Origin of the sequence: Stieleria maiorica (assembly GCF_008035925.1) — a bacterium.
Lineage (GTDB): Bacteria > Planctomycetota > Planctomycetia > Pirellulales > Pirellulaceae > Stieleria > Stieleria maiorica.
Genome location: NZ_CP036264.1, coordinates 9,724,337 through 9,747,831 on the forward strand (window position 1 = coordinate 9,724,337; position 23,495 = coordinate 9,747,831).

At 58.8% G+C, this 23,495-nt stretch carries 15 protein-coding genes; 7 read left to right on the top strand and 8 right to left on the bottom strand.

All coding sequences use genetic code 11. The annotated features are described in order from the left end of the window. Positions 1-154: 154 nt before the first annotated feature. From Mal15_RS33255 to Mal15_RS33280, 6 genes are all read right to left on the bottom strand, one after another. Complete coding sequence (locus tag Mal15_RS33255) at positions 155-1,309, bottom strand: Wadjet anti-phage system protein JetD domain-containing protein (RefSeq protein WP_147871667.1); 1,155 nt, start codon at positions 1,307-1,309, stop codon at positions 155-157. Continuing rightward, on the bottom strand, positions 1,306-4,713 hold the full coding sequence (locus Mal15_RS33260) for an ATP-binding protein (protein ID WP_167547197.1): 3,408 nt from the start codon (positions 4,711-4,713) through the stop codon (positions 1,306-1,308). Before Mal15_RS33260 ends, Mal15_RS33255 begins: the two co-directional genes overlap by 4 nt. Next, complete coding sequence (locus Mal15_RS33265; RefSeq protein ID WP_147871669.1) at positions 4,706-5,380, bottom strand: DUF4194 domain-containing protein; 675 nt, start codon at positions 5,378-5,380, stop codon at positions 4,706-4,708. Before Mal15_RS33265 ends, Mal15_RS33260 begins: the two co-directional genes overlap by 8 nt. Then, positions 5,377-6,906: a DUF3375 domain-containing protein gene (locus Mal15_RS33270; protein ID WP_147871670.1), complete on the bottom strand. Its 1,530-nt coding sequence runs from the start codon at positions 6,904-6,906 to the stop codon at positions 5,377-5,379. Before Mal15_RS33270 ends, Mal15_RS33265 begins: the two co-directional genes overlap by 4 nt. Before the next feature lie 34 nt (positions 6,907-6,940). Beyond that, positions 6,941-8,407 (bottom strand): sigma-54-dependent transcriptional regulator, encoded by a 1,467-nt coding sequence (locus Mal15_RS33275; protein ID WP_147871671.1) that lies wholly within the window; start codon positions 8,405-8,407, stop codon positions 6,941-6,943. Positions 8,408-8,618: 211 nt separating this feature from the next. Continuing rightward, positions 8,619-10,142, bottom strand: coding sequence for a sensor histidine kinase (locus Mal15_RS33280; RefSeq protein ID WP_147871672.1), 1,524 nt, complete (start codon positions 10,140-10,142; stop codon positions 8,619-8,621). A 596-nt stretch (positions 10,143-10,738) separates the two neighbouring features. On the opposite strand from Mal15_RS33280, the gene Mal15_RS33285 reads away from it, so the two are divergent. The 3 genes from Mal15_RS33285 to Mal15_RS33295 all read left to right on the top strand — a co-directional run bounded on the left by Mal15_RS33285 (position 10,739) and on the right by Mal15_RS33295 (position 16,693). Continuing rightward, positions 10,739-13,033 carry a bifunctional SulP family inorganic anion transporter/carbonic anhydrase gene (locus tag Mal15_RS33285; RefSeq protein ID WP_233903187.1) on the top strand — a complete coding sequence of 765 codons (2,295 nt, stop codon included), beginning with the start codon at positions 10,739-10,741 and terminating at the stop codon, positions 13,031-13,033. A 235-nt stretch (positions 13,034-13,268) separates the two neighbouring features. Then, on the top strand, positions 13,269-15,458 hold the full coding sequence (locus Mal15_RS33290) for a cation:proton antiporter domain-containing protein (protein ID WP_147871673.1): 2,190 nt from the start codon (positions 13,269-13,271) through the stop codon (positions 15,456-15,458). 350 nt (positions 15,459-15,808) lie between these two features. Beyond that, positions 15,809-16,693, top strand: coding sequence for a polyphosphate kinase 2 family protein (locus tag Mal15_RS33295; protein ID WP_147871674.1), 885 nt, complete (start codon positions 15,809-15,811; stop codon positions 16,691-16,693). Positions 16,694-16,849: 156 nt separating this feature from the next. On the opposite strand, the gene Mal15_RS33305 is transcribed toward Mal15_RS33295, so the two are convergent. After that, positions 16,850-17,704, bottom strand: a complete 855-nt coding sequence (locus tag Mal15_RS33305; RefSeq protein WP_147871675.1) for a transporter — start codon at positions 17,702-17,704, stop codon at positions 16,850-16,852. 290 nt (positions 17,705-17,994) lie between these two features. Next, positions 17,995-19,230: an OmpP1/FadL family transporter gene (locus Mal15_RS33310; RefSeq protein WP_167547198.1), complete on the bottom strand. Its 1,236-nt coding sequence runs from the start codon at positions 19,228-19,230 to the stop codon at positions 17,995-17,997. 273 nt (positions 19,231-19,503) lie between these two features. Between Mal15_RS33310 and Mal15_RS33315 the strand changes: the two genes are divergently transcribed. The 4 genes from Mal15_RS33315 to Mal15_RS33330 all read left to right on the top strand — a co-directional run bounded on the left by Mal15_RS33315 (position 19,504) and on the right by Mal15_RS33330 (position 23,494). Continuing rightward, positions 19,504-20,805: a porin gene (locus tag Mal15_RS33315; protein WP_147871677.1), complete on the top strand. Its 1,302-nt coding sequence runs from the start codon at positions 19,504-19,506 to the stop codon at positions 20,803-20,805. A 105-nt stretch (positions 20,806-20,910) separates the two neighbouring features. After that, entirely contained in the window at positions 20,911-21,153 is a 243-nt protein-coding gene (locus tag Mal15_RS33320; protein ID WP_147871678.1) for a hypothetical protein, read from the top strand. Positions 21,154-21,276: 123 nt separating this feature from the next. Further along, entirely contained in the window at positions 21,277-22,122 is an 846-nt protein-coding gene (locus Mal15_RS33325; protein WP_147871679.1) for an SDR family oxidoreductase, read from the top strand. A gap of 88 nt (positions 22,123-22,210) precedes the next feature. After that, positions 22,211-23,494 (top strand): DUF1552 domain-containing protein, encoded by a 1,284-nt coding sequence (locus Mal15_RS33330; RefSeq protein ID WP_147871680.1) that lies wholly within the window; start codon positions 22,211-22,213, stop codon positions 23,492-23,494. Position 23,495 lies beyond the last annotated feature (1 nt).

Sequence of the window (23,495 nt, forward strand, 5' to 3'; positions counted from 1 at the left end):
TCGCCGAGTTCGGAGAACACGGCGACAATCGGAGAACACGGCGACTCTGGGAACGCATCGTCAACCCGCATCGCCAAGTAATCCTAGAATCCATCTGGAACAACTCACTAGTACGGTAGAGATCCGTCAAGTTCGATCAAGCGGCGCTGTCCGGTTAGTCCTGCGCCGAGACCAGCAACTCCATCGGAAGATGCTCTTGCTCGATCCGTCGATTCGTTTGGCACACCACTTCATAGCACGCCCGTTCCTCGGCATTCAGGTGGGCGAGTTCTTTCTTCTGTGCCCCGGTGCCGGCGGTGGCCAAGTCTTGAAACTGCTCCAGAATGCTCCGATCCATCAACACGCTCGTCACGTGGGGAAGCGATTGCCGCAACCGGTCCAGGATGACGAACCCCTCCGCGTCCAAGTCACCCCAGTAGAGCAGTGGATTCTCATGCAGCCAGCCTACGTCGGCCAATTGAGTGACACCGGCTCCCAACCCTCCCAGCGCGATGCCGCGCTTCATTTTCGGCAGCGACAGCAGGTTGACCTTGTTCTCGACGATCAAGATGCGCACGTCTGCAACCGGCAATCGCGCCAGCGACTCCGCCGGCAACGACAACTCGTCAAAGGGAAGACCGAGTTCGGATTGCAGTTGATCGTCCAAGGTCCTGAGCAGGAAATGCGGACGGGCGTATCGCAGCCCGTACCGAGGTTCAAAGGCATCGTACCCGTAGCGATGATCGATGGTGTGCGGAGGCAAAACGATGTCCAGCCAAGTGGCCAACCGCCGCCGATGACTCTCCAACAGCTTCGTGGACACCGCCAGTGGCAACTCGCGGGCGAAACAATCGGGGCGCGGGTGCGATTGGAAATAGTCCACGATGTCCAACAATCCATCCAGAACATCGGCGACTTCCAACAGCGTTTTCCAGTGGCTGCCTTGTACCAGCCAGGGCCACAATTCCGGTTTGCGGCGTCGGAGCGTCGCGGCGGCTTTCTGCAGTGCTTCCCACTGGGACTTGCACCCGGCCAGATGAACCAAATCGTCCATCGAATCAAGCAAGATGGCGATGGGAAACTGGTTCAACCCATACGTGCGGCTGCGGCGCGATTCGTAGCACACGGTGTAACCGCGACCGGTGACTTCTTTGGATGATTGGCGGAGTCGGTCCACTTGTTCGATTGCGGTCGCGTGGTCCTTGGCAAGCGACAAGTTGGCGGGGATGCGGTGTGGGAAGAACGCGTCGAATTCCTCCGACAGCCACGCGCCGACCGCTTTGGGAAAAATCCGTTTCGCCTTCTCGGCAATCGCTTCGGGTGTGATCACTGGTTCGCGTTTTCCTCTTCCTCGGCGGCGCGGTACTGCTGGGCCGTCAAACTGATCAGTTCGCTGCGATTCGTCTCGGGGTCTTTGATGATGTGTCCGTAGATCCCGACGTAGCTTTCGGTGATCTTCGCTTTGGCGTCCAAGGGCGCGACGATCGCCAATTGCAATCCGAATCGGGCGAACAAGTTGAGCGCGTACTTGGCCCTGGTGTCGTCGCTGCGGGAAAACATTTCGTCCACCATGACGAAATGAAAACGATCGCTGTCGGTTTCGTCGGGTTGCAAGTCATATTGGTACGCGATTGCGGCGACCAAGACCAGGAAGGCCAGTTTGCCTTTTTCGCCACCGGATTGTCCGGTTCCTCCGTCGTAGTAGCTGCCGGGGTTTCCCGTCGCGGCGTCGTATTCACGGGCGGCAAACCGAAACCAGTTGCGGACATCGATCACCTTTTCTCGCCAACGCAAATTGGCATCGTCACGCAATCGCCCGACGAGTTTTTCGATCCGTCCGAACGTCGCTTCGTTGGCATCATCGGTGCCGTCGAGTGTGCCTTCCAGGCAGCCGGCCAGATCGCGACGGAAGTCACGGATTTCGGCGTCGGTGGTGTCGCTCGGTTCGAGCCGCATGTAGGTGCCCGGTCGCCAATCGAGTCGTCGCAGGGCTTCGTTGAGCACTTCGATCTTGCTGCGAATCTCCTCGCGTTCGTCTTCCAGAGAACCATGCAGCAAGCCGATTTCTTGCAGCACTTTTTCTTTCAGTCGTTGTCGAAAACGGCGTTCATGCCGCGGCAAGTCGTCTTGGATGATGCGTTGTTGCAGGGTTTCGAAATCGGGCAACGATTGGGGCGTCGGACTCAATTCAGACTCAAAGACCGGGAACTTCGTGAGCAATCTGCCCATCGCCCGGGTCAAGTCATCGCGGATCGGGCTGACGCGCTGTTCTCGCTGGTTGACTTGGGCCGACAGTTCATGGGTGACCTCAGTCGGCAGTCGCCCCATGTTTTCGATCGTCAGCCGTCGATCGCCGAGTTGGGTTGTAATGCCCGCGAAGTGTTGCTGTACTCGTTCAAGGTCGCCCGCTTGACGTGCGTCGGCCAGCGACTTGTCGACCGACTGCAGCGTGCGATTGCCGCCTTCGAGTTGTTGTTGTGTCTTGGATCGTTCGTCGAACGAGCGATCTCGATCCGCTTCCAATCCGTTGATCTCCGCCCGCACATCGGCCAGCTTCGTTTTCAGCTCCTTCACCCGGTCGTTGGAGGCTTCCAGTTTCTCTTTTTCCAAGCGCAGCTGCGACGCGTCGAATGCGTGGCGATGATCGTCCATGGCGTCGAAATCGGTCATCACGGACAGTTCGTCCAGAACGGTCAATTGTGCGGTCGCCTGATCACTGATTCGGCGGAGCGAAGCGATCTCGGATTCCATGCGGGCAATCTGTGCCTGTTGATCACGGATCGATCTTTCCAGGGCCTCACGTTTAGGGCGGTTGTCCCAGCCGAGGACGAAGTGTCGGCGATCGTCCTGGCGATTGCGGTCATCCTTGGCGTGCTGGCGATGGTTCTGTTTGACGTGTCGATGAATCGTCATCGCCCGTCGGTTCGCCATTTGAAAGTCGGCGATCGTCTCACAGGCCAGATGGTCAAAACGATGCAGGATTTCACCGCGTACGTAAGACGCCAACGGATGATCGTCCCGGTAGTGCAGCATTTCCGGCAGCGACAGGTCGTCGGAGAGCGGACCGGTCGGTGCCGCCGTGGGGGCGACTCGATCGTACGTCAATCGCAGTCCGCGGCCGTGTGAATCGGTCAGACGTGTCGCGTCGACGTATCCGGACACCTTGGCGTACAGATCGTCGGGCACCAGCAAGGTCCGCGCGAAGGAATGCAGCACTTGTTCGATGGACGCTTCCCAGCGGCCGTTGTCCGGATCAACGGCGACCAGCTCAGCCACAAACGGCAGTTCCGTTGGCGGCAGCTTGAATGCGGTGCAGATCGCCGCACGGACCTCGATAAAGGCGTCGGGCAGATTGCCTTTGCGGCGCCGCAACGAATCCAGCTCCCGCGCGTCTTCGTCCAACTGTTTTCGCAAAACGCCCAATTCATAGTCACAGCGACTTAACCGATCCGTGCTCTCCTGGCGTCGCTGCAACAATGCGTCGCGAGTTTCCGAGATCCTTTGATGGGCTTTTTCCAGCTGCTGGGCGCTGCTGATCGTGACTTGAATCCCGGTCTGTTGCAGTTTCGCCTCGAAGGAAAGCCGTTTTTCGCGTTTCGATTTTGCCTGCTGTTCTTCGGCGGCGATCAAGTCCGGCAGCCGCTGCAATCGGGCGCCGCCGCTGTGTGCGATCTCATGTTCCAGTCGGGCCGAATCACCGCGTTTGGATTTCAACGATTCGTCCAGCAGTTCGATCTCCTGGTCCAAATGTTCGATTCGCAGCTGCCATTGCTGGCACAGCGGACGCAGCAATTCGCTGATCGCGTTGTCAAAGTACAATGGCGCGGACTCGTGTTGATCACGGGCTTGCTGTAGTTGTTCGTTGGCGTTTCGATACCGTTTTCCGGTTTTGATGATCGGTTCGAGCAACTCGGATTGCTGACGCACCTGAACGAGCGCGCGGTGGGCTTCGCTGAGTTCGGCGAAGTGCTGCAGCAGGCTGGAAACCTTGTCGTTCCACGGTTTCTTTTCAAGCATGTGGTCGCGGATGAACTGATCCAGCCGTTGTACATCCTTGACCGCAACGGTCTGGTTGAAGATGTCCATCGCTTTGGGACGAAACTTGACCTGCCGTTGGAACCAGCCGTGGTACTGTTTATAGCTTTCGGTGACTTGGAATCCGCGGTCGGACATCTCGGATTTGATGTCGCTGCCAGACTTCAGCCCGCCAAGGTCGGCGGCGATGCTGCGCGCGGCGGTGTCGAATCCGTAATAGATTTTGCGGTCTCCCGAGGCGGTCAGGTACATGACCTGGCAGAGCGTGAACTGTTTGCCCGATGAGCCGCTGGTGAACGTCGCCAGCAGTGCGGTGTAGAACCCGCTGCCGTCGCGAAGGTATTGGATTTGTGGTTTTTCGTCTCTTCCGGCGGTTCGATCGTAGGCGCCACGAATGTAGGTCCGTTCGTCGCGTTCCTTCTTTGTGGCTCCGGCGGCGACGTTGTAATTGCGCACACCGGGGCGCACCAACAGCGTCAACATCGCATCGACCAGCGTCGATTTGCCCGCACCGTTTTCTCCGACCAACAGCGCCGTTTCTCCGTTGGGATGAAAGGAATGCACTTGGCCGTCGAAGGTTCCCCAGTTGAAGACTTCGAACGTCGAGAGGCGAAACCCGGGGCGGAGCGGATCGGCGGGGGAATCTTGGGCGTCGTCAAACAGCGACACGGGCCGGGGACGCGAAGTGGATTCAGTCATCGGATGCCTCCACGGCGGAGTCCGATTCGACGTCCGCATCGTTTTGGGCGCGTCGCTCCAGTTCCACGGTCAGATCGGTGCGCAGGCGTTCCAATTCCTCCAGCGGCAGGCGGGCTTTGAGGATGCGACGAACTTCCCAGCTGGGCGGTTGTTTTTCAAACCTGCGGACAAACTTGAGTTCTTCCAGCTTTCGAAGTTGCCCGCCCAAGTTTCGATTCGCGCGGACGGCGTCATCGTTGCCGGGGACGAGCGATTGCCAGATCTCCAGCAACGAGGCCTGGGTGACCACGCAGCGATCGTCGCGATGGATTTCTTCTTCAAAACGTCTCAGCTCGTCGCGCAACAGCACGCACAACAGCGAGGCTTCGAAGCTCAGCCGGATGCTGCGAAACAGCTTGGGGATCGACGGATAATCCGGCGGCAGCACTTCCGGTTCGATTTGGCGCAGGTAAGCCATGCCGTCTTCTTCGTTGACGATCAACATCAATCCGATGCGGGCAAAGTAGTCACTTAGCGGCGTCGCTCCGGCGAGGATTCGTTCCCAGGTATCGCCGGCGTCGTCATGATAGACGATGCCTTGCAGCAAGCGAACCGCGGCGGGCGCCCAGGGGACCGGCGGCGGCAACGCATCGGATGCAAGGACTTCGTGATTGGAATGGTTCGTCATCGCGGTCTCTTGGTTCGAATCGGCGTCGTTGCTTTTTCGTGGGTTCGGTGAAAGGTGACCACCGGGACCCTGACACGCAACGGGCGTGTTTGCCCAGTGATTACGTCTTCGGCGGTCACGTGGATCTCTTCGGTCGCATCGCGATCGATGCGGTGTCCGTCTTCGTGGGCGATTTGAATCCATCCCACCAGTTCAATGATGCCGACTTTCAGGGGACGGGTTTTGAGCAGCTGTGAGAGCCGGATCGAAGGCGACTTTCCGGTGGCGTGTGCGATCACCTCCCGCATTCGATCCCACTCCAATCGCTTCAGGCCGGCGAGTTTTCTGGCCTCGCGTTGGGCCGTTTCCATATCGACGACGCGGGTTTCGGGTGTCGTTTCAAAGACCTGCGGCGGCGTCCAGAAGGGGCGGGCAAACGGATTGCCCAACCCGATCGTCGTTTCGACCTTCAATCCGATTTCGTCCGGCGGCGGCTGATCGGACTGGGCGACGTGGTGTTTCAGACGTGAAGCCAACGTGCGGATTTCGCGGAGGACTTCCGCAGTCCGTTTTCGATGGCCGGCGGATTGGTCGTCCAGCAGTCGCCGCAGGGTTTGCGACAGTCGGCCGGTTTGCCGCAGCACGTTGTCGGCTTCGGCCAACAGCGACGGGACCATGGCGCGGATGTGCTGGATGGCAGCCCGTTCGCCGGTCAGGGCATCCAGATGCGTGACTTCGGCGATCGTTTCGCGCAGTTTCGCCTGGGCCTGGGGGGCAAACAGAAACGCGACGAAAGCGTCAAAACTGACCCCTTCGTCTTGCTGTTTGATCAAGTCTTCGGCGTCGAGTGCGCTGGCCAAGATCTCTCCGCGGCGGCGATCGTCTTTGATCGCTTCGCGTTGCACCTGTCGGCCGATCGCTTCGAAACGGTCTTCCACGGCGCGAAAATCACTTTGCAGCGTCTTCAGCAGGTCGACGGCGGTGTAAAAGCGTTCGCGGATTTGCGCCGGGTGATAGGTTTCCACTTCACCGCCGCTGCGAATCGATGCGATTTCGTCGTCGATCTGCTGTCGCCGCTGCAGCAGATCGTTCAAACGCCGATCGGGATCCGGCGAGGCGTTGCGGACCAGATCGACCAACGTGTCGATGACCAATCTCAATCGGCTTTCGGTACCGACCAGACGCGAGTCGCGATTCAGCGCGGCATCGACGATCCGGATGGCGTCTTCGCTGTAGCGGGTCAGTTGGTAGTGGGGGCCGGTGGAATCGGCGGGCAAGAACCGTCGCAGCCATCCGGCGTCGGACCACTCGCGCAGGTAGCGATCGGCCGAACCGAGCATCTCGGGGCGTTCTTCGTCGCGAAGTTCGTCCTGAAAGACCTGCAAGCGGCTGGCCAGTTCGTCGTGCGAAAACGAGATCGCCGAATCGTCGCTGTCGGATTTGAATGCGCGTCGCAAAAAGAAAACGACGAACGGGGCCAAGTCCGCCTTGAGCAAGCGGATGGTGGGGGAGGATTCCAGGAACGTCAGGATTGCGTCGAGATTCATGGCCAGATCTTAATCACAATCTGGACACGGTTGGTCAGCCGCGTTGGGGGGCGTCGACGGTCTCGGAATCCTGCTTGAGCCGCTTCTCGAACGTCAGCCCCAAATCGGTGATCTTGGTCCTCAGCGTGCTGCGGGCGATGCCCAACAGCTCGCTGGCCTGGGCTTGGTTCCCGTCGGCATGGTTGAGCACCTCGGGCAGCAGGATGCGGTCGATTTCGCTGTGCACTTCTTGGTACAGGTTCGCCGGCCCGTCGGACATCAGGTCTTGAACGAATTTGCGGATGTTGTCCGCATCCAGTTTCGGCGGCGCTTCGCTGGCACCGGCCGGGGCGACACGCCGACAGGTTTCCGGCAGCGAGGAGACGGTCAGGACTTCGCCGACGTTTCGCACCAGGGCGTGCTTCATCGCGCTTTGCAGCTCTCGGACGTTGCCGGGCCAGAGGTATTGTTGCAGCCGCGCCATCGCATCGGGGGCGATGGACCGAATCTGCTTGTGCATGTCCCGGTTCAGCAGGTTGATGAAGTGTTCGGCGAGTACGGGGATGTCTTCGGGGCGATCGCGTAGCGGTGGCAATTGGATCATGAAGACGCTCATACGGTAGTACAGGTCTTCGCGGAATTCGCCGTCCTGGACCATCTGCAGCAGGTTGCGGTTGGTCGCGGCGATGATCCGCACGTCGACGCGAATGGTTTCGTTGTTGCCGACGCGTTCGAAGCTGCCGTCTTGCAGCAAGCGAAGCACTTTGGCCTGGGTGGCCGGTGTCATGTCACCGATTTCGTCCAAGAAGATCGTGCCGCGATTGACTTGCTCGAACTTTCCGATCCGCCGTCGATCGGCGCCGGTGAAGGAACCGCGTTCGTGGCCGAACAATTCACTTTCGAGCAGATTCTCCGGCAACGCGGCGCAATTGATCGCCATGAAGGGTCGGTCGGCGCGGCGGCTGTGTTGATAGATCGCACGGGCGACCATTTCTTTGCCGGTCCCGCTTTCACCCAGGATCAACGCGTTGACATCCTGCGGGGCGACTTGTCCGATCAGCTTGTAGACTTCCTGCATGGCCCTGGAGCGGCCGACGATTTGATCGGCCGACGTGTCCCCGTCGCCGGCGATTCCGAACTGGGCGGGAATGCGGCTCATCAAACTGACGTCGATGGCGCTTTGAACGGTCGCCAACAACTTTTCGAACTCGACCGGTTTGAGCAGGTATTCGAACGCGCCGTGCTTCATCGCGTTGATCGCCGTTTCGGTCGTCGAATAGGCGGTGATGATGATGACCGGAACCCTGGCATCGAGTTCATGGATGATGTTGAACGCGTCCAGTCCCGACATGTCCGGCAGACGCACATCGAGGATGACGGCGTCGGGTTGGTGCTGGCGGACCGCGGCGATGCCGCTTTCGGCGGTCGCCGCGGTGATGACTTCCAAGGAATCCGATTCCAGACTCTTCTTGAGCGAGTAGCGGAGGTTGGGTTCGTCATCGATGATGATTAGTTTCGGCACCTGAGGATCGTCCGATTGCGGGATGGGAATTAGTGCTCTGTCGGCGTTAAGTTTACGGGTTGCGTTTGTCGAGCGGAAAAAGGGTCAGGTACGAATGGCACGGGCTTAGTGAGCCGACGGCGCTAGCCGCGGGCCTTGATACGCCTTTAACACGGCGGTCAGGCCCGAGGCTAGCGCCTACGGCTCAGCGTATTGGTTTAAGCCCGTGCCACTAGTGGCGTAAGGGGACAGGAGACGGCAGCGGCAGGATCACATTCATCACCGTTCCGCCTTCGGGGCGATCTTCGGCGACAAGTCGACCGCCGTGTGCATCGATGATCCGCTGCGAGATCGCCAGACCGAGTCCCAGGCCGGGATCTTTGGTGCTGAAGAACGGTTCGAACATTCGGTTTCTCTCGCTCTGGTCGGTGGGCATGCCACAGCCGTCGTCGGCGACACTTAAGCATACCCACTCGCGGGCCGCATCGAATGCCGGATGTGATGTGTCTCCGCGGCGTCTGCGTTCGACCGCGATGCTGATGTGCCCGTCGTTTGACACGGCGTCCAAAGCGTTGAGCAGTAGATTCAGCAGCACTTGGCGCAACTGCATCGCGTCGCCGCGGACCTCGGCTGATTCGCACGGGAGCTGACATTCGATCTGGATATGTCGCGTCTCGGCGCGACCGGCGACAAGATCGACGGTTTGGCGGACGATCGGCGCCAGTTCGACCAAGCAGAACTGTGGCTCCGACGGCCGTGCGAAATCGAGGAACGTTTGCAGCAAACTGTCGACCCGCGTGATCTCCTCGTCCAACACCGCGATGTCGGTCGCGTTCAGACTTGCCGAATCCGGATTCCGCGCGGCCGCTTGCACCAGGGTCTTCATGCACATCAACGGATTACGCAGCTCGTGCGCCAATCCGGCCGCCAGCTTGCCGACGGCGGCCAGCTGGTCGGCGCGGACGATCTCCTGGTGCCGTTGATGCAACTGTTCGACGACGGAGCCGACTCGTGAGGAAACCGTTTCCAGAACCAGTTGCAGGTCTTGTAAACTGGGGTCCGCCGAAACCTCCACCGGGCCGACGACGGTTTCCAGTTTGCCCGCCACGTCGCGGATCGGAACCGACAGCATGAACATCGTTCGATTGATCGCCCGGGCGACGCCGTAGCCGGCTTCCAAACCCGCGATCGCGCCGCAGACGCCCAAGAAGACCATCACCATGGCCAGTTTCTGTGCCAGCCGTTGGTTCTCCTGGTTGCTCTGCTGAAGCTCCGATTCATTGAAACGCAGGTAATCGTGGGCGGCGACCAGGACCTGCTCGGACAACGTCTTCTCTTCCAACGTGTCGACCGCTTGGGGAGAGATCTCCATGTCGGGATCGTCGATCAATTCGTGGAGCTGCTGAAAATAGCTCTCCAGCCGCTGCTCAAGGTCTGCGACGAAGGCACGCTCCTGGTCGGAGGCGGACAGTTGCCTTGCTTTGGACAGCCAATCGTTGGTCTGAGATTGCTTTTCCGCGGCCCGAAGCAGATAGCTGCGGTCCATCGTCAACAGGAAACGATCGAGTTCGTGACGCATCTCGCGGGTGACCAATTCCAGCTCTTCGGCGCCGCGGATACTTGCCACGTTGACGTCCAGAAGGTGAGAATTCTGTTTCTGAAGTTCGATCACGTACCAGGCCCCGGCCACGCCCAGGCATAATAGGACGCATCCCGTGATGGGCAGGAAGCAGCCGAGCTTGTCTCGCAACTTCATGAATCTCGGTCTCGTGGGGGTGCGGGGGGATCCGGCTGCTTGCGCTCTGTCAGCGTTAAAACTTCGGGTTGCGTTTGTCGAGCGGAAAAGGGTCAGGTACCTGTTGGTGTCCAGCCTTTAGGCCAATGCCGCTAAGTTGAAGCCCGGACGCTCGCGCGAACCGGCTGATGTCAACCGATTATCAGCCGTTTGGCGCGAGCCTACGGGCCCTCCCCAGAGGAAACGACGCTTTACTTAGCGGCATTGGCCTCTAGGCGGCACCCTCGCTGCTACGCAGCGACCGGGATTCGCCTAAAGGCTGGACACCAACGGTTCTCGCGGCGGGCAAACGCTGTGCCTACCCGGTTTAAATCGCACGCTGTGCTGTTTTGTCGTCGCAATTTCGGCCCGAGTGGCGGAAATCTACCAGTGCGACTGAATTTCGACATCCGTGCGGGTGGCTTTGGCTGCGGCGATGTTGAACGTAATCCCTGTGGGCAAGGATTTCCGGAAATGCCGTAGGAATTCATGGGGACGTTGAACCGGCCCGAGCGAGTTGGCGCAAGCTTTGCTAATCCGGGAGGCTAACTGGGCAAGCTGCCCGCTACCGATACTTGATGGAGACCAACAGGACGATGGACGATTCCTCCAATTCGATGCTTTCACCTGGAAACCTGTTTCGCGATTTTACCGCGTCGATTGTGGTGTTTCTGGTGGCGTTGCCGCTGTGCCTGGGGATCGCGTTAGCATCCGGGGCTCCGTTGTTTTCCGGGTTGATCGCCGGGATTGTGGGCGGAATCGTGGTCGGATCGCTGAGCGGATCGCACACCAGCGTCAGCGGGCCGGCGGCGGGTTTGACGGCGGTGGTGTCCGCCCAGATCGCGAACCTGGAAACCTTCGATGCGTTTTTACTGGCCGTAGTCGTCGGCGGCTTGATCCAAATCGGGCTGGGGATCGCGAAGGCCGGGGCGCTCTCGGCGTTTTTTCCCAGCAGCGTGATCAAGGGGCTGTTGGCGGCGATCGGTGTGATTCTGATCCTGAAACAGATCCCGCACCTGTTCGGTCACGATACCGATCCGGAAGGCGAGATGTCGTTTTCTCAGCCCGATGAGGAGACGACGTTCTCGGAGCTGGGAACGTTGATCGACGGCGAATTGCACCTGGGGGCGGCGGTGATCGGACTGATCTCGCTGGCCTTGCTGGTGTTTTGGGATCGGACGAAACCGCTGAAGAATTCCGGTGTCCCGGGGCCGCTGGTGGTGGTGCTGTTCGGCGTCGCGCTGCAGGCTCTGTTTGCGACCTTCGGCGGCAGCTGGTCGGTCGGCGCGTCGCACTTGGTCCAGATTCCGGTCGCGGAAAGCCTTTCGGACTTCGGCAGCTTTCTGCGGCTGCCCGATTTCTCCCAGTGGGCCAACCCCGCGGTCTACATCGGGGGCATCACGATCGCCATCGTGGCATCGCTGGAAACGTTGTTGAACCTGGAAGCGACCGACAAGCTAGACACCCAGCGCCGCAACTCTCCGCCAAGCCGCGAGCTGTTGGCGCAAGGGGTCGGCAACGTGACGGCCGGAATGATCGGGGGCATCCCCGTCACGTCGGTGATCATCCGCAGCAGCGTGAACGTCAATTCCGGCGCCCGGTCGAAGTTGTCGACGATTTCCCACGGCGTGTTGTTGTTGGTGTGTGTCGGTTTGTTCCCGGCCTATTTGAACATGATCCCGCTGTCCTCGTTGGCCGCGATTCTGTTGGTCACGGGATTCAAACTCGCCAGCCCGAAGCTGTTCAAACAAATGTGGAGCGAAGGCCGCTATCAGTTCATCCCATTCTTCACGACGGTGGCGGCGATCGTGCTGACGGACTTGCTGATCGGCATCCTGATCGGATTGATCATCAGCGTGCTGTTTATCCTGAACAGCAACCTGCGGCGTCCGATCCGCCGGATCGTCGAGACCCACTTGGACGGGGACATCATTCATATCGAATTGGCCGACCAAGTCAGCTTTTTGAACCGCGCCGCATTGGACAAAGTGTTCACCGAGGCAAAGCGGGGAACAAAAGTATTGATCGATGCTTCCGGATCGGATTACATCGATCCGGACATCTTGAGCCTGATCCGGGACTTCAAGAACAACATCGGCCCGGCACACGGCGTCAGCGTCAGTCTGCGTGGCTTCCGCGAGAAGTATGAACTTCACGACGACATTCAGTTTGCGGACTACTCGACACGAGAGCTGCAAAGTCGCATCACGCCGGATCAGGTGTTGACGATTCTGCGTGACGGGAATCAGCGGTTCCGCACCGGACACCGGATCAGTCGTGACTTCGGGCGTCAGGTGGGTGCGACGGCGACGGGGCAAAGTCCGTTGGCCGTGATCCTCAGCTGCATCGATTCCCGCGTCCCGGCCGAGTTGGTCTTTGACCTTGGGATCGGAGACATTTTCAGCGTCCGCGTGGCCGGCAACGTCATCGGCACCAAGTCACTGGGAAGCATGGAATACGGCGTGGCGGTGGCCGGTGCAAAACTGGTGGTCGTGCTGGGCCACACGCGCTGCGGCGCGGTCACTTCGTCGGTGGAATTGTTCGATCAGCGGGCCGATGTGGAACAGGCCAGCGGTTGCGGTCACCTGCATTCCATCGTGACGGAGATCCAGCAATGTATCGAGCCGGATCAATGCAGGGGCATCGGCGAGATGACACCCGAAGCCAAAGACGCGTGTATCGATAGCGTCGCACGGAAAAACGTCCAGCGAACGGTGCACGAGATCATCACCCGTAGCAGCGCGATTCGTCAGGCCGTCGACGCTGGCGAAGCGATGGTCGTTGGGGCGATGTATGACGTGAAAACCGGTGAGATTGACTTTATGATCGATCAGGCGGTCACCGCGGAAACGACCGGTAACGTTAACGTCTAATGCTGCGCTCTGATTCTCTTGTTCCGGTTCATGGGTGGTTTGCGATGTGGGCAGGTGCGCATGGCACGGGGATAAGGCAATAGGGATGCAGCAACTGCTGGTATTGGGCTTTAGCCGCCTCTGTCGCTGCGAAGCAGCGACCGGGAATCGCCTAAAGGCTAGACACCAACACTTACGCCCGTAACATTCGTATCTGACTTTTTTCGCTAGGCCGTCGTCAACAGGAGGGACGCGGATGCATCCCAATGAGAGTTTGACGACGTTCACGTTGGCCGCTGCGCTGGGCGTGTGTCTGTTCACGGTGGCGACATATTTGCGGACGTCACCGATCGTCGTGTTGCTGCTCGGCGGCGTGATCGTCGGTCCCGAGGGTCTGGGGCTGGTCCATCCCGATTCGCTGGGTGAAGGGCTGGGCACGATCATTTCCCTGGCCGTCGCGGTCATCCTGTTCGAAGGCGGATTGACACTGGACCTGGGCGGCTACCGTTCGGTCAGCCAGGAGATCTGGCGGGTGCTGACCATCGGCGTGTTCGTCACTTGGATCGGCACGACCGCGCTGCTGCGATTGATCTTCGGATTCGACCTCGTCTTTTGTGTGCTCGCGGCCAGCTTGGTGATCGTGACCGGACCGACGGTGATCGGTCCGTTGCTGCATCGCATCCGAGTCCAAGCCAAGCTGCATCACATCTTGCACTGGGAAGGCGTGCTGATCGATCCGATCGGAGTCTTCCTGGCTTTGTTGAGCTTTGAGTTTTTTGTCAGCACCGATGGCACGTCACAGTTGGTCATCAAGGACTTGTTGCTGCGGTTTGCCGTCGGCGTGGTGCTGGGGATTGCGTTCGGGTTTCTACTGGACTGGGTGCTCCGTCGCGACTGGATCGGCAAGGCGCACATCAACACCTTCGTGCTCGCGATGGCGATGTTGAACTTTGCGTTGGCCGACATGGCGATCAGTGAAAGCGGCTTGCTGAGTGTGACCGTTGCGGGGCTGGTGCTGGGAAGTCGCAATTCGCCACCATTGCGTGACATCGTTCGCTACAAGATGGCGCTCAAGGATTTTTCGATCGGACTGTTATTCGTCTTGTTGGCGGCCAACCTGGATCTCGGCGCGTTCGTCCGCTATGGCTGGCATCTGGTCGTGGCCGTCGCCGGGATCATGTTGATCGTCCGCCCGCTGAACATTTTTCTGTCGATGCGGCGGAGTCTGCTGACTTGGAAAGAGAAACTTTTTCTCGGCTGGATCGCACCGCGGGGAATTGTCGCCGCGTCGATGGCATCGGTCTTCGCACTCGAACTGGGGCGGCGCGGGGTCGACAACGCCGTCTTTCTCGAATCGTTCACCTATTCGGTGATCGCCGGCACCGTTGTGGTGCAAGGGATCACTGCCGGGTCGGTCGGACGGTGGCTGGGTGTCGTTCGGCCGGTGCCCACCGGATGGATCATCGTCGGGGCACATGCGCTGGGCCGACAGATCGCCAAGTTCTTCATCCGGCACGGCATCGATGTCGTGCTGATCGACACCAACGCGCGCGAGGTGCGGGATGCCGAACGCGAGGGGCTGGTCGCGATCAGCGAAGACGCCATGCAATTGAATCCCGAAAATCACGCCGAATTGTATCGCTGTGGAAACCTATTGGCGCTGACTGCCAATGCCGACCTGAACCGGATGCTGTGTCGACGTTGGTCGGAATTGCTTGAGGATGCGGCGCTGTTTCGGTGGGAAAAATCCGGTTACCAAACCGCGGGGAATGAACACCTGTTGGTCGGTCAGCGCGTTTGGGTGGAGTTGCCGTTGAATCGCTGGATGCATCCCAACAGCGAATCCCCGCCGCTGCAGGTCAAACGACGCGAGACGGCCGCCGTTCCCGACACCAAGAACGTGCTGATGACGGTCCGCGGAGGAAAGGTGATCCCGGGAAGCCCACGCGACATTCAAGACGACGACATCGAATGGTTGGTGTACGACGGTAGCGATGCACAAGATTCGAGCGTCCTGCCATTGGTTGCCCAGAACGTGGTGTTCTCCGAGCAAACGGATCTGCAGGAGCTTTACCGCGAGATGCTTCATCACCTGCATCGGCAACTTCCGGGCATCGATCCTGAACAGATGCTGATCGAAATCTGGCGACGTGAAGAAGACTACACCAGCTTGCTCGGTCACGGGATCGCGTTGCCACACACTTGGTCGCCCGCGGTGGACCGCGCGACGTTGATGGTTGCACGCCCAAAACATCAACTGCTTTGCCCGCTGACGGATCTGCCGATCGAAATCGTGTTCATGTTGCTCAGCCCCATCGGCGAGCCCGACGAACATTTGGCGTGTCTGTCGCACATCGCGCGTCTGATCGGAACGGAGTCCCAGCGGCAGCGGATCCTCGATGCTTGTGACGCTGACGAGTTGCATCGGCTGATCGCGTGCAGCTGACCGGGATGCCGGTTCGCAGAGATGTCCAACACCAATCGCACGACGACGATGAAGCAATGCAGTTCGGTGAGGCCAATCGGGGCTGTGAAGGGGCCCACGCTCGCATCCGATGTCATTGCTACATGGCCGGGTCCGAGCCAATGGACGCGGCCTTTTTTTGTAGAATTGGGGCGGAGAATCTCACATGGGTGCTTCCTGTCGTGACCAAGCAGATCATTGAATTTGAAAGACACTCAAGGAAAAGCCTTCAATCAAACTGGTAGCACCAGCCCTCTGCGTTTCCACCCGCGGAACGGTGAGCGTCCGACAAGTTGAGCCCGATTCGCGTTTAGATTGAGCTGAATCAAATCATGCATGTATCCATTAAGACCGACGACTTCATTGTCACCGGACAAGACCGACTCAAGCTCGGCGAGCACAAGACAAGAATCAAGGACGTCTACGACGGTAAGAAAGAATACAAGAGGTGCATCGAAGAGTTTCAGGAAGAAATCAACGACCTGCAGCGGATGATGTATGCTCACGACCGCCACAGCATGCTCTTAATCTTTCAAGCGATGGACGCGGCCGGCAAGGATGGCACCATACGGGCCATCATGTCCGGCGTAAACGTCCACGGTATCGTGGTTCATCCTTTTAAGCAGCCAACCGCCGAAGAACTGGATCATGACTTCCTTTGGCGGACCACGAAACGGCTTCCGCAGCGGGGCCGCATCGGCATCTTCAATCGCTCGTACTACGAGGAAGTGTTGGTGGTGAAGGTCCACCCGGAGATTGTGCGAAAATCGCAGAAGCTGCCGGCCGAACTGACCCGCGACATGCACAAGTTCTGGAAGCATCGCTACGAATCGATCCGCGACTTCGAAAAACACTGCGGACGAAACGGGACCAAAGTACTGAAGTTCTTCCTGAATCTTTCCCGTGACGAGCAGCGCGAGCGCTTTCTCGACCGCATTGACGAGCCGGACAAAAACTGGAAGTTCAGCGAAGGCGATGTCGCTGAGAGGAAGCACTGGAACGCCTATCAACAAGCCTACGAAGAGGCCATCAATGCCACGGCGACCGAGGAAGCGCCTTGGTTCGTCGTGCCGGCCGACGACAAGAAGAACATGCGGCTGATCGTCGCGCAGATCATTCTGGAACAACTGAAGTCGTTGGACATGAAGTATCCCGAGGTGAGCCAAGACCGCTTGGATGAGCTAACGAAGTACCGTGAAATGCTCAAAGAAGATTGACGTGCGTATCCGTCCCACAAAGCAGTTCCTGCATGGAGCCACGTGAATCGATTCTTAAGATGTCAGACGCAATGAACGCCGCCGTCATTGGACGGCAGGACGTTGTCGAGCGGATGCTGATTGCCCTCTGTGCCAGGTCGAGTCATCGTCGCGACCTCAATAGCGCCACCCGAAACCGGTATTGGAGAAGAAGTGTGGCGATTGATGATTGAGTCCCCAACCCAAGCGGAGGCCGATCTCTAGGTTTGGGGTAAGCAGGTAGTGAGCACCAGGCGAGAAAAAGTGCTGGGACGACTCCTCCTGACGGCCATCCGAGAAAATCCCGAAGTACTCGACGTGTGCCTTCCAGCGTTCACCGACCGGTACTTTTAGCACGGTCGAGGGCGCCCAGACGTTGAAGTGGTCTTCCTCCAGGCTGCTGGTGCTGTAGCGAATGGCGGAATCCCAGAGCACACCTTCCTTCAATTCCCAACCAAAAATGTAGGTGGCGGATAGCTGAGTCTCTGTCGACTCGCCGCTCGTCGGAGTAAAACCCTGCACCAACACGGAGCGTTCCGGTCGCCACCCGCACTGTTCGGCTAGCAAAGCCTTCGCGCCGTAAAATATTCGCGACTCCCGCTCGAGTTCCGATCCCTCTCGTAGGTCGCTGGGCACATTCGCAGAAATGGGGCTCCCCGCGCCGCCGGTTTCGTAGTTCCAGCCGAGCCTAAGCTCCAGCCATTCGCTCACGCCTCTTCGGAGCAGGAGTTCTGGGTAGCTATGCGTTTCAGGCACTGTCCGGTTGTCGATAAACGAATACGCCGCCTCAGTGATCCAACGCCCTTTGCCAGCCGTCGTGGTGGCAGGTGTAAAGGAGTCTCGGTCCGTCTCGATTTCGTCTTCTACTTCGACTTCTGTGGCTCTCTGATCGCTCAGCAATGGCTCAATACCCAAGGATGTTTGGGCATGCAATTCGCCGCACGCAAACAGCCAGATTGCGAAGAACAGATGCCATTTTCGTTGCAAATGCACGGATTCTACCAATCAACAAGGAATGCGGTCTCTGTGTATCATCGTCGGGGAAACTCCGCCGAGAGCAGGTCTGCGACTATTGTCCGTCGCAATTCAAATATCTGCACCGGATGCCGCAGGCCGTGTGACCGGCTCAACCGCTACTGCTTTTCGGTCCACTTCATCACCTCGGCACGCGAACGAGAGCGGATGTGGTCGGGGGAGTGCGGGGAGGTTGCACGATCGAGGCGGGGGCGACGAAACGCGTTGTCTTGGACGAGACTCATTTTTAAAGATGCCAGGGACCGGATCTATCCGCCGCATCCCCCGCGGGGACAGTGAAACGTGAATCCGAAGGCGATGAAGTAACCGTCCACCTTTGCGGTCGTGTCGCCAAACGATTTGTCGTTTTCGAACACGCCCCCGACGGTCACGTCAAAGTTCATGTTGGGAACAAGATTCGTGATGCCGACGCCGCCGGTGATGCGATGCTGGGCGATCGCTGCAAATTGGCCCTGGACATACTGTACCGATGGGATGCCGCCGACGGGGACCACGCCGCCGATCGTGCCCGGAACGGCGTCGCGAGTTGGATCTTCATTGAACGCGTAACCGAATCGCAACTTCAGCCGCCGTGTTGCTCGGTATTGACCGCCGAACTGGAATGCCCATTGATCGTGGTACAGGGAACGAAAGAAATCGGTGTCGTCCCAGTTCTTGTAGATCACATCGGCGGCCAACAACAGTCTGCCGCCCATCATGCAGCGGTTCGCAATTCCCAATCCAACATTCATCGGATGATCCAGATTCAGATCCTGGTAGGTGTTTGCCAGCGGACCGGTTGCGAATCGAACGACGTTGTCAAACTCCAGTTGCTTTTCCGATTGCCAATACCCTCCGATGCTGGTGCCGCGGCCCAGGTCATAGTTTGCTCCCAGGGTAAAGCGAGTCGCATAGTCGGTTTGTGAGGAGCTGGACTGAACAAAAGGTCCGTCCAGCACGGAGGTGCCCAGCGTGAACGATCCGCCGACCGCCAGTCGTGGCGTGAGATTCACCGCGGCGCCGCTGACAAGGTCCAACGCCAAGTAAGATGCCTGCGTTCCGTTGGATTCGGGGATATGTCGAAAGTCGACCGCCAGACCGGCATTGGTCATGAACCCCAAACCGAAGGTCACCGGCAACCCCAGGAACTCAGTCTGGTGAATCGCTCCGATGTTCGGCGCAAGCGCGAGTGGTGCATCGGATTTTGCAGAATAGGGATCAACGCCGACCAAAGGCAACGAGTCCGTCTGGGTGACGTTGTAGGTCGGTTCGATCAAGGCGCCACCGAAGCCGAAGGTCGGGCCGCTGAACTGAGCCATCGTTGCCGGATTCCCGTTGATCGCCGACTGCAAGTCTTGGGGACGCGATAGACTTGCACCTCCCATCGCGCCTGATGCGGGCATCATGTTGTTGTGCAGTTCAATGCCATAGCTTTGTGCGGTCGCAGTCCGGACCGCAGTAAGCGAGCCGAGCAGGAGTAACAGGCATAGAATGAATCGTTTCATGATCAAACCGTCTGTCAGCGTAACAATCGGGAAACAGCGTTCAGCCCACAACATCGGTCCAGCCTGACCTGCGGCGACGGATAATCGGTCGAAACGACACGGGGCCGGGGGCAAATCGCAGCGAAAATCCGCACTGCCGGCACAGGGCCGGCAATCCGCAAACCTTGCCGGGCCGGGACAGCCGGAACTTGCCATTGCGTGTTGCGGATTCTGACGGTTGTTGTCGATTTTCGAATCAGTCGCTTTGTTCTGTTTCCGAGCACGAGTCTGCTGATGCGATGGTTCGCCGCAATCACCGTTTGCATGATGCTGTCGATGTTCTTGCATCGATGCAGTGCTCAATCCTCAGGCACTGAGGATGACTTCAGTTGGCTCGATCGTGTGAAGGTGGGCTATGACGGTGGCTTTGTGATTGCCAGTCAATGTGACGCCGATCTGCATGCCGGGCGCGAACCCTACCGATTGAAGATCAACGGCTGGGGGCAACTGCGACACACCGTCACGGATTGGTCATCACCGGATCGAGATCTGAATCAACTGCAGCTCAAACGTGGACGTCTCGTCTTTTCCGGAAACGCCTTCAATCCGAACTTTCAGTACTTTGTCCAGCTCGATGCCCGCAGCACCAGTGGTGACGACGTGCGATTGCTGGACTACTACCTCGACTACGACGTCGGCAACGATCAGCTAGGGCTCGCGCCGGGAACGGTGACGTTTCGAACCGGCAAGTACAAAGTGCCCTTCACGATGTCGCGTTGGTTGTCCGGCCGCGACTTTGAGTTTGCCGACCGCAGCGTTGCCAGCATCTTCTTTGATGTCAACCGAAGTTTTGCGTGGGGGCTGCATGGCAAAAGCGAACGATTGGGAGTGCCTGTTTTCTGGGACGCGGCCTTGTTCAACGGGTTGGTCACCGGCGGTGCCGAGACCGGTAGCAGCGGGACGCTGGATGACAACTTCGCCTACTCGGGACGTGTCCGCGCCTATCTGATCGGGGATTGGGGTGATGAAAACCTGGCCGATTTCGAATGTCACGATCGACTGGCGATGCGGGTCGGAGCGGGGTTCGCCGCATCAACGATTGAGCGATTCGGTACGACGGAATTCAGTCGTCTTCGCGTCGTGGACTCGGGCGAACCCTTGGCAAATCTTCTGCCGGCGGTCGTCTCCGGCTACGACGTCTCGCTTTATGCGGTCGATGCGTCCATGAAGTATCTCGGCTGGTCATCGAGCTTTGAGTACTACTTTCGCACCGTCAGCGACATTCGTGGCGCCGCGATCGGCGAGCTGTTCGATCATGGGTTTTGGTATCAACTGGGGAAATTTATTGTTCCCGGAAAACTTCAGGTCGCGACCCGTTGGTCTCGCGTGCAAGGTGATTCGGGAACCCTGGGCGGTAGCGATCAGAGTGCAGAAGAAATCGCCGCCTCGCTGGCCTGGTACTTCCGCCGCAACCAAGCCAAGTTGGTCGTCGACATGACCCACGTCGACGGTGCACCGGTCAGCTCACAGGCACTCGACATCTCGCCGGGCAATCACGGCTGGCTGTTCCGATCGCAGATCCAGTTTAGTTTTTAGCGTCTCCGCATCGGTTCTGGCTCCTCGCAATGAATCAATTGGGGTAGACTGGTTCACCGCCGCCAACGGCTGCGACTCGATCGTCAGGTCCACCGGGGAATGGAAATGAAATGCGTTCAATGTCAGTCGGAACGTCTCGTCTACGATGCGAAGGCGGTGGATTATTTTGATATGGCCATGAAACGACCGCTGAAACTGGAATTGGATTCGAACCCCGATGCTTGGTTGTTCAAGGGCACGCAGGCGGGCGAGCTCAACGCGAGTGTTTGTGTCGATTGTGGCTTCGTGATGTTTTCGATGGCCAAAGAAGACGCGGAAAAGCTTTATCGCATCCAAAATGCTCGATAAGCGGTGGTGTACAGCCTTTGGGCGATTCCGCGTCGCTGCTTCGCAGCGACAGTCGGCCGGCTCCGTCGCAAACCTCGGTGTCTTACAATCGCCAAATCACAATCCAACCGAAAAGAAAGTCCGGTGAGCAAAATCGCGGTCACGGCAGCCGGCGGGCAATTGGGAGCCGAGATCGTTCGGGCGGCGGTCGCGATCCGTGGTGGAGACAACGTGGTTGGCTTGGCCCGAACACCGGACAAAGCGCGTTCGTTGGGGATCGAGATCCGGCCTGGTGACTATGGGGCGCCAGAGGAATTGAAACAATCGCTCGACGGGATCGACGCCGTTTTGTTGGTCTCGGGAATGGACGCGCCGGAAAAGCGGATCGAGCAACATCGCAACGTGATCAACGCTGCCAAACAGGCCGGGGCCAGCAAGATCGTCTACACCAGTATCCAAGGTGCAGAAGAGGGCACCGCGTTTTCGCCCATCGTTCAAAGCAATCGGCAAACCGAAGCCGACATTCGCGACAGTGGATTGGCTTGGGGGATCGGTCGCAACGGTATTTACATCGAGCCCGACGTGGACTACACCGACACGTACAAGAAGCGTGGTGAAATAGCGAACTGCGCCGGGGACGGAAAGTGCGGTTACACAACACGCCCCGAACTCGCCTATGCCTACGCAAGGATGTTGACCGACGCGAAACACGACGGTCAGGTCTACAACTTGCACGGCCAGGCGATCAGCCAACAACAACTGGCGGACTACCTCAACGATGCGTTCGGGACAGACCTGCGGTATCGAGACATGTCAGTGGAGGAATACCGTCGAGACCGCACCGCCGAACTCGGAGAGTTTCTGGGCAACATCATCGCCGGGATTTACGAGGGAATTCGCAATGGTGCGGTGGACAACGAAAGCCACTTCGAGCGCGCCGCCGGTCGCCCGCATCAAGACTGGCGGTCGTACTTTGATGCGCTGAATTAGCGCAACAGATCGAAGCGACGTTACGATCGATTACGCTAGCGGCGCGTTGATGTCGGTCAGCCGGGGGCGAATCGATTAAACTGGGTTTATGTCGAAATCAACACACCACCGTCGCATCGTCCTTCAATCCATCGCCGGATCCCTCGCCCTGCCCGGGCTGCAGTCATTACGGGCCGAATCGGTTGGCAGTTCTTCACCTGTCCAAGCCGCGCGCGGGGCCGGTGTCGGGACGCGACGGTTTGTCGCAGTAGGTAATTTGCTCGGGTTCCAGCAAAATCAGTTTTTCCCGGAGACGCCGGGCAGAGCGTTCGAGGAAACGACACTGCTGAAACCGTTGGCAGAAAACCGTGACCAGATCACCGTCTATCGCGGGCTCGATCACGGACTACGCGGCGGGCACTTTGCTGTCCACACCTTTCTCTCCGGCGTGCTGCATCACGAGTCCAAACAGCGGCCCGACGGCAATGTCACCATCGACCAGTTCATCGCCGATGAGATCGGGCCCCAGACCCGTTTCCCGTCACTCACCGTCGGTTCTGAAGGCGGCATCCATGGTGGTTGCCAGCTTTCCTGGACCAAGTCCGGGGTCCGCGTTCCCCCGATCACCGGTCCCGCCGAGCTGTTCGAAAAGCTGTTTGTCACCGAATCGAAAGAGCGTCGCTCACAGCAGGTCCGAGAGAATTCGCTGCAAGCGTCGATCCTGGATTCGGTTGTCGAACAGGCTGATTCGCTTGCCGGTCGCGTCAACCGAGACGACAAGGCCAAACTGGACGAGTACTTCAGTTCGATTCGCGATGTCGAAAAACGATTGCAAGCCCGCCGCCGCTGGGCCGACCAGCCGAAGCCCCGGCCGCCGTTTGAAAAGCCTGCCGACACCAACACGGTGGACGATCTACCGTTGTTGTACGAGCTGATCGCTCTGGCGCTTCAAACCGACTCGACGCGGGTTGCCACCCTGGAAATCGGCGGCAGCTTCTTGCCCCAAGATCTGGGCATCGACAAGTCCTATCACAGCCTTTCACACCACGGGAATGATGACGTATCGATCGCGAATCTGATCACGTTGGAGACGTACCAGTTGGAACAGTTTGGCAAATTCTTAAGCCGGCTGGCAGCGATCGAGGACGGGGACCAGACGCTGCTCGATTCGACGGCGGTGTTGTTCGGAAGCGGGATGGGCAACGGAAATTCGCACACCAACACCGATCTGCCGATCGTTCTGGCCGGCGGAGGCTACGGGCGCGGCGAGTTCAAAAAGCTCGCCACCAAAGGCCCCGCCAAGATTCCGCTGTGCAACTTGTTCGTTGACATCGCCCAGAAAATGGGAGTTCCGACGGAGTCCTTCGGGACCAGCACCGGCAGTTTCTCCTGAC

Excerpts from the sequence above, each read along its gene's own strand:
- Mal15_RS33310 (WP_167547198.1), bottom strand. The coding sequence starts at position 19,230 with ATGAAACGATTCATTCTATGCCTGTTACTCCTGCTCGGCTCGCTTACT.
- Mal15_RS33280 (WP_147871672.1), bottom strand. The coding sequence starts at position 10,142 with ATGAAGTTGCGAGACAAGCTCGGCTGCTTCCTGCCCATCACGGGATGC.
- Mal15_RS33315 (WP_147871677.1), top strand. The coding sequence starts at position 19,504 with ATGCGATGGTTCGCCGCAATCACCGTTTGCATGATGCTGTCGATGTTC.
- Mal15_RS33260 (WP_167547197.1), bottom strand. The coding sequence starts at position 4,713 with ATGACTGAATCCACTTCGCGTCCCCGGCCCGTGTCGCTGTTTGACGAC.
- Mal15_RS33330 (WP_147871680.1), top strand. The coding sequence starts at position 22,211 with ATGTCGAAATCAACACACCACCGTCGCATCGTCCTTCAATCCATCGCC.
- Mal15_RS33295 (WP_147871674.1), top strand. The coding sequence starts at position 15,809 with ATGCATGTATCCATTAAGACCGACGACTTCATTGTCACCGGACAAGAC.
- Mal15_RS33270 (WP_147871670.1), bottom strand. The coding sequence starts at position 6,906 with ATGAATCTCGACGCAATCCTGACGTTCCTGGAATCCTCCCCCACCATC.
- Mal15_RS33290 (WP_147871673.1), top strand. The coding sequence starts at position 13,269 with ATGCATCCCAATGAGAGTTTGACGACGTTCACGTTGGCCGCTGCGCTG.
- Mal15_RS33265 (WP_147871669.1), bottom strand. The coding sequence starts at position 5,380 with ATGACGAACCATTCCAATCACGAAGTCCTTGCATCCGATGCGTTGCCG.
- Mal15_RS33285 (WP_233903187.1), top strand. The coding sequence starts at position 10,739 with ATGGAGACCAACAGGACGATGGACGATTCCTCCAATTCGATGCTTTCA.
- Mal15_RS33320 (WP_147871678.1), top strand. The coding sequence starts at position 20,911 with ATGAAATGCGTTCAATGTCAGTCGGAACGTCTCGTCTACGATGCGAAG.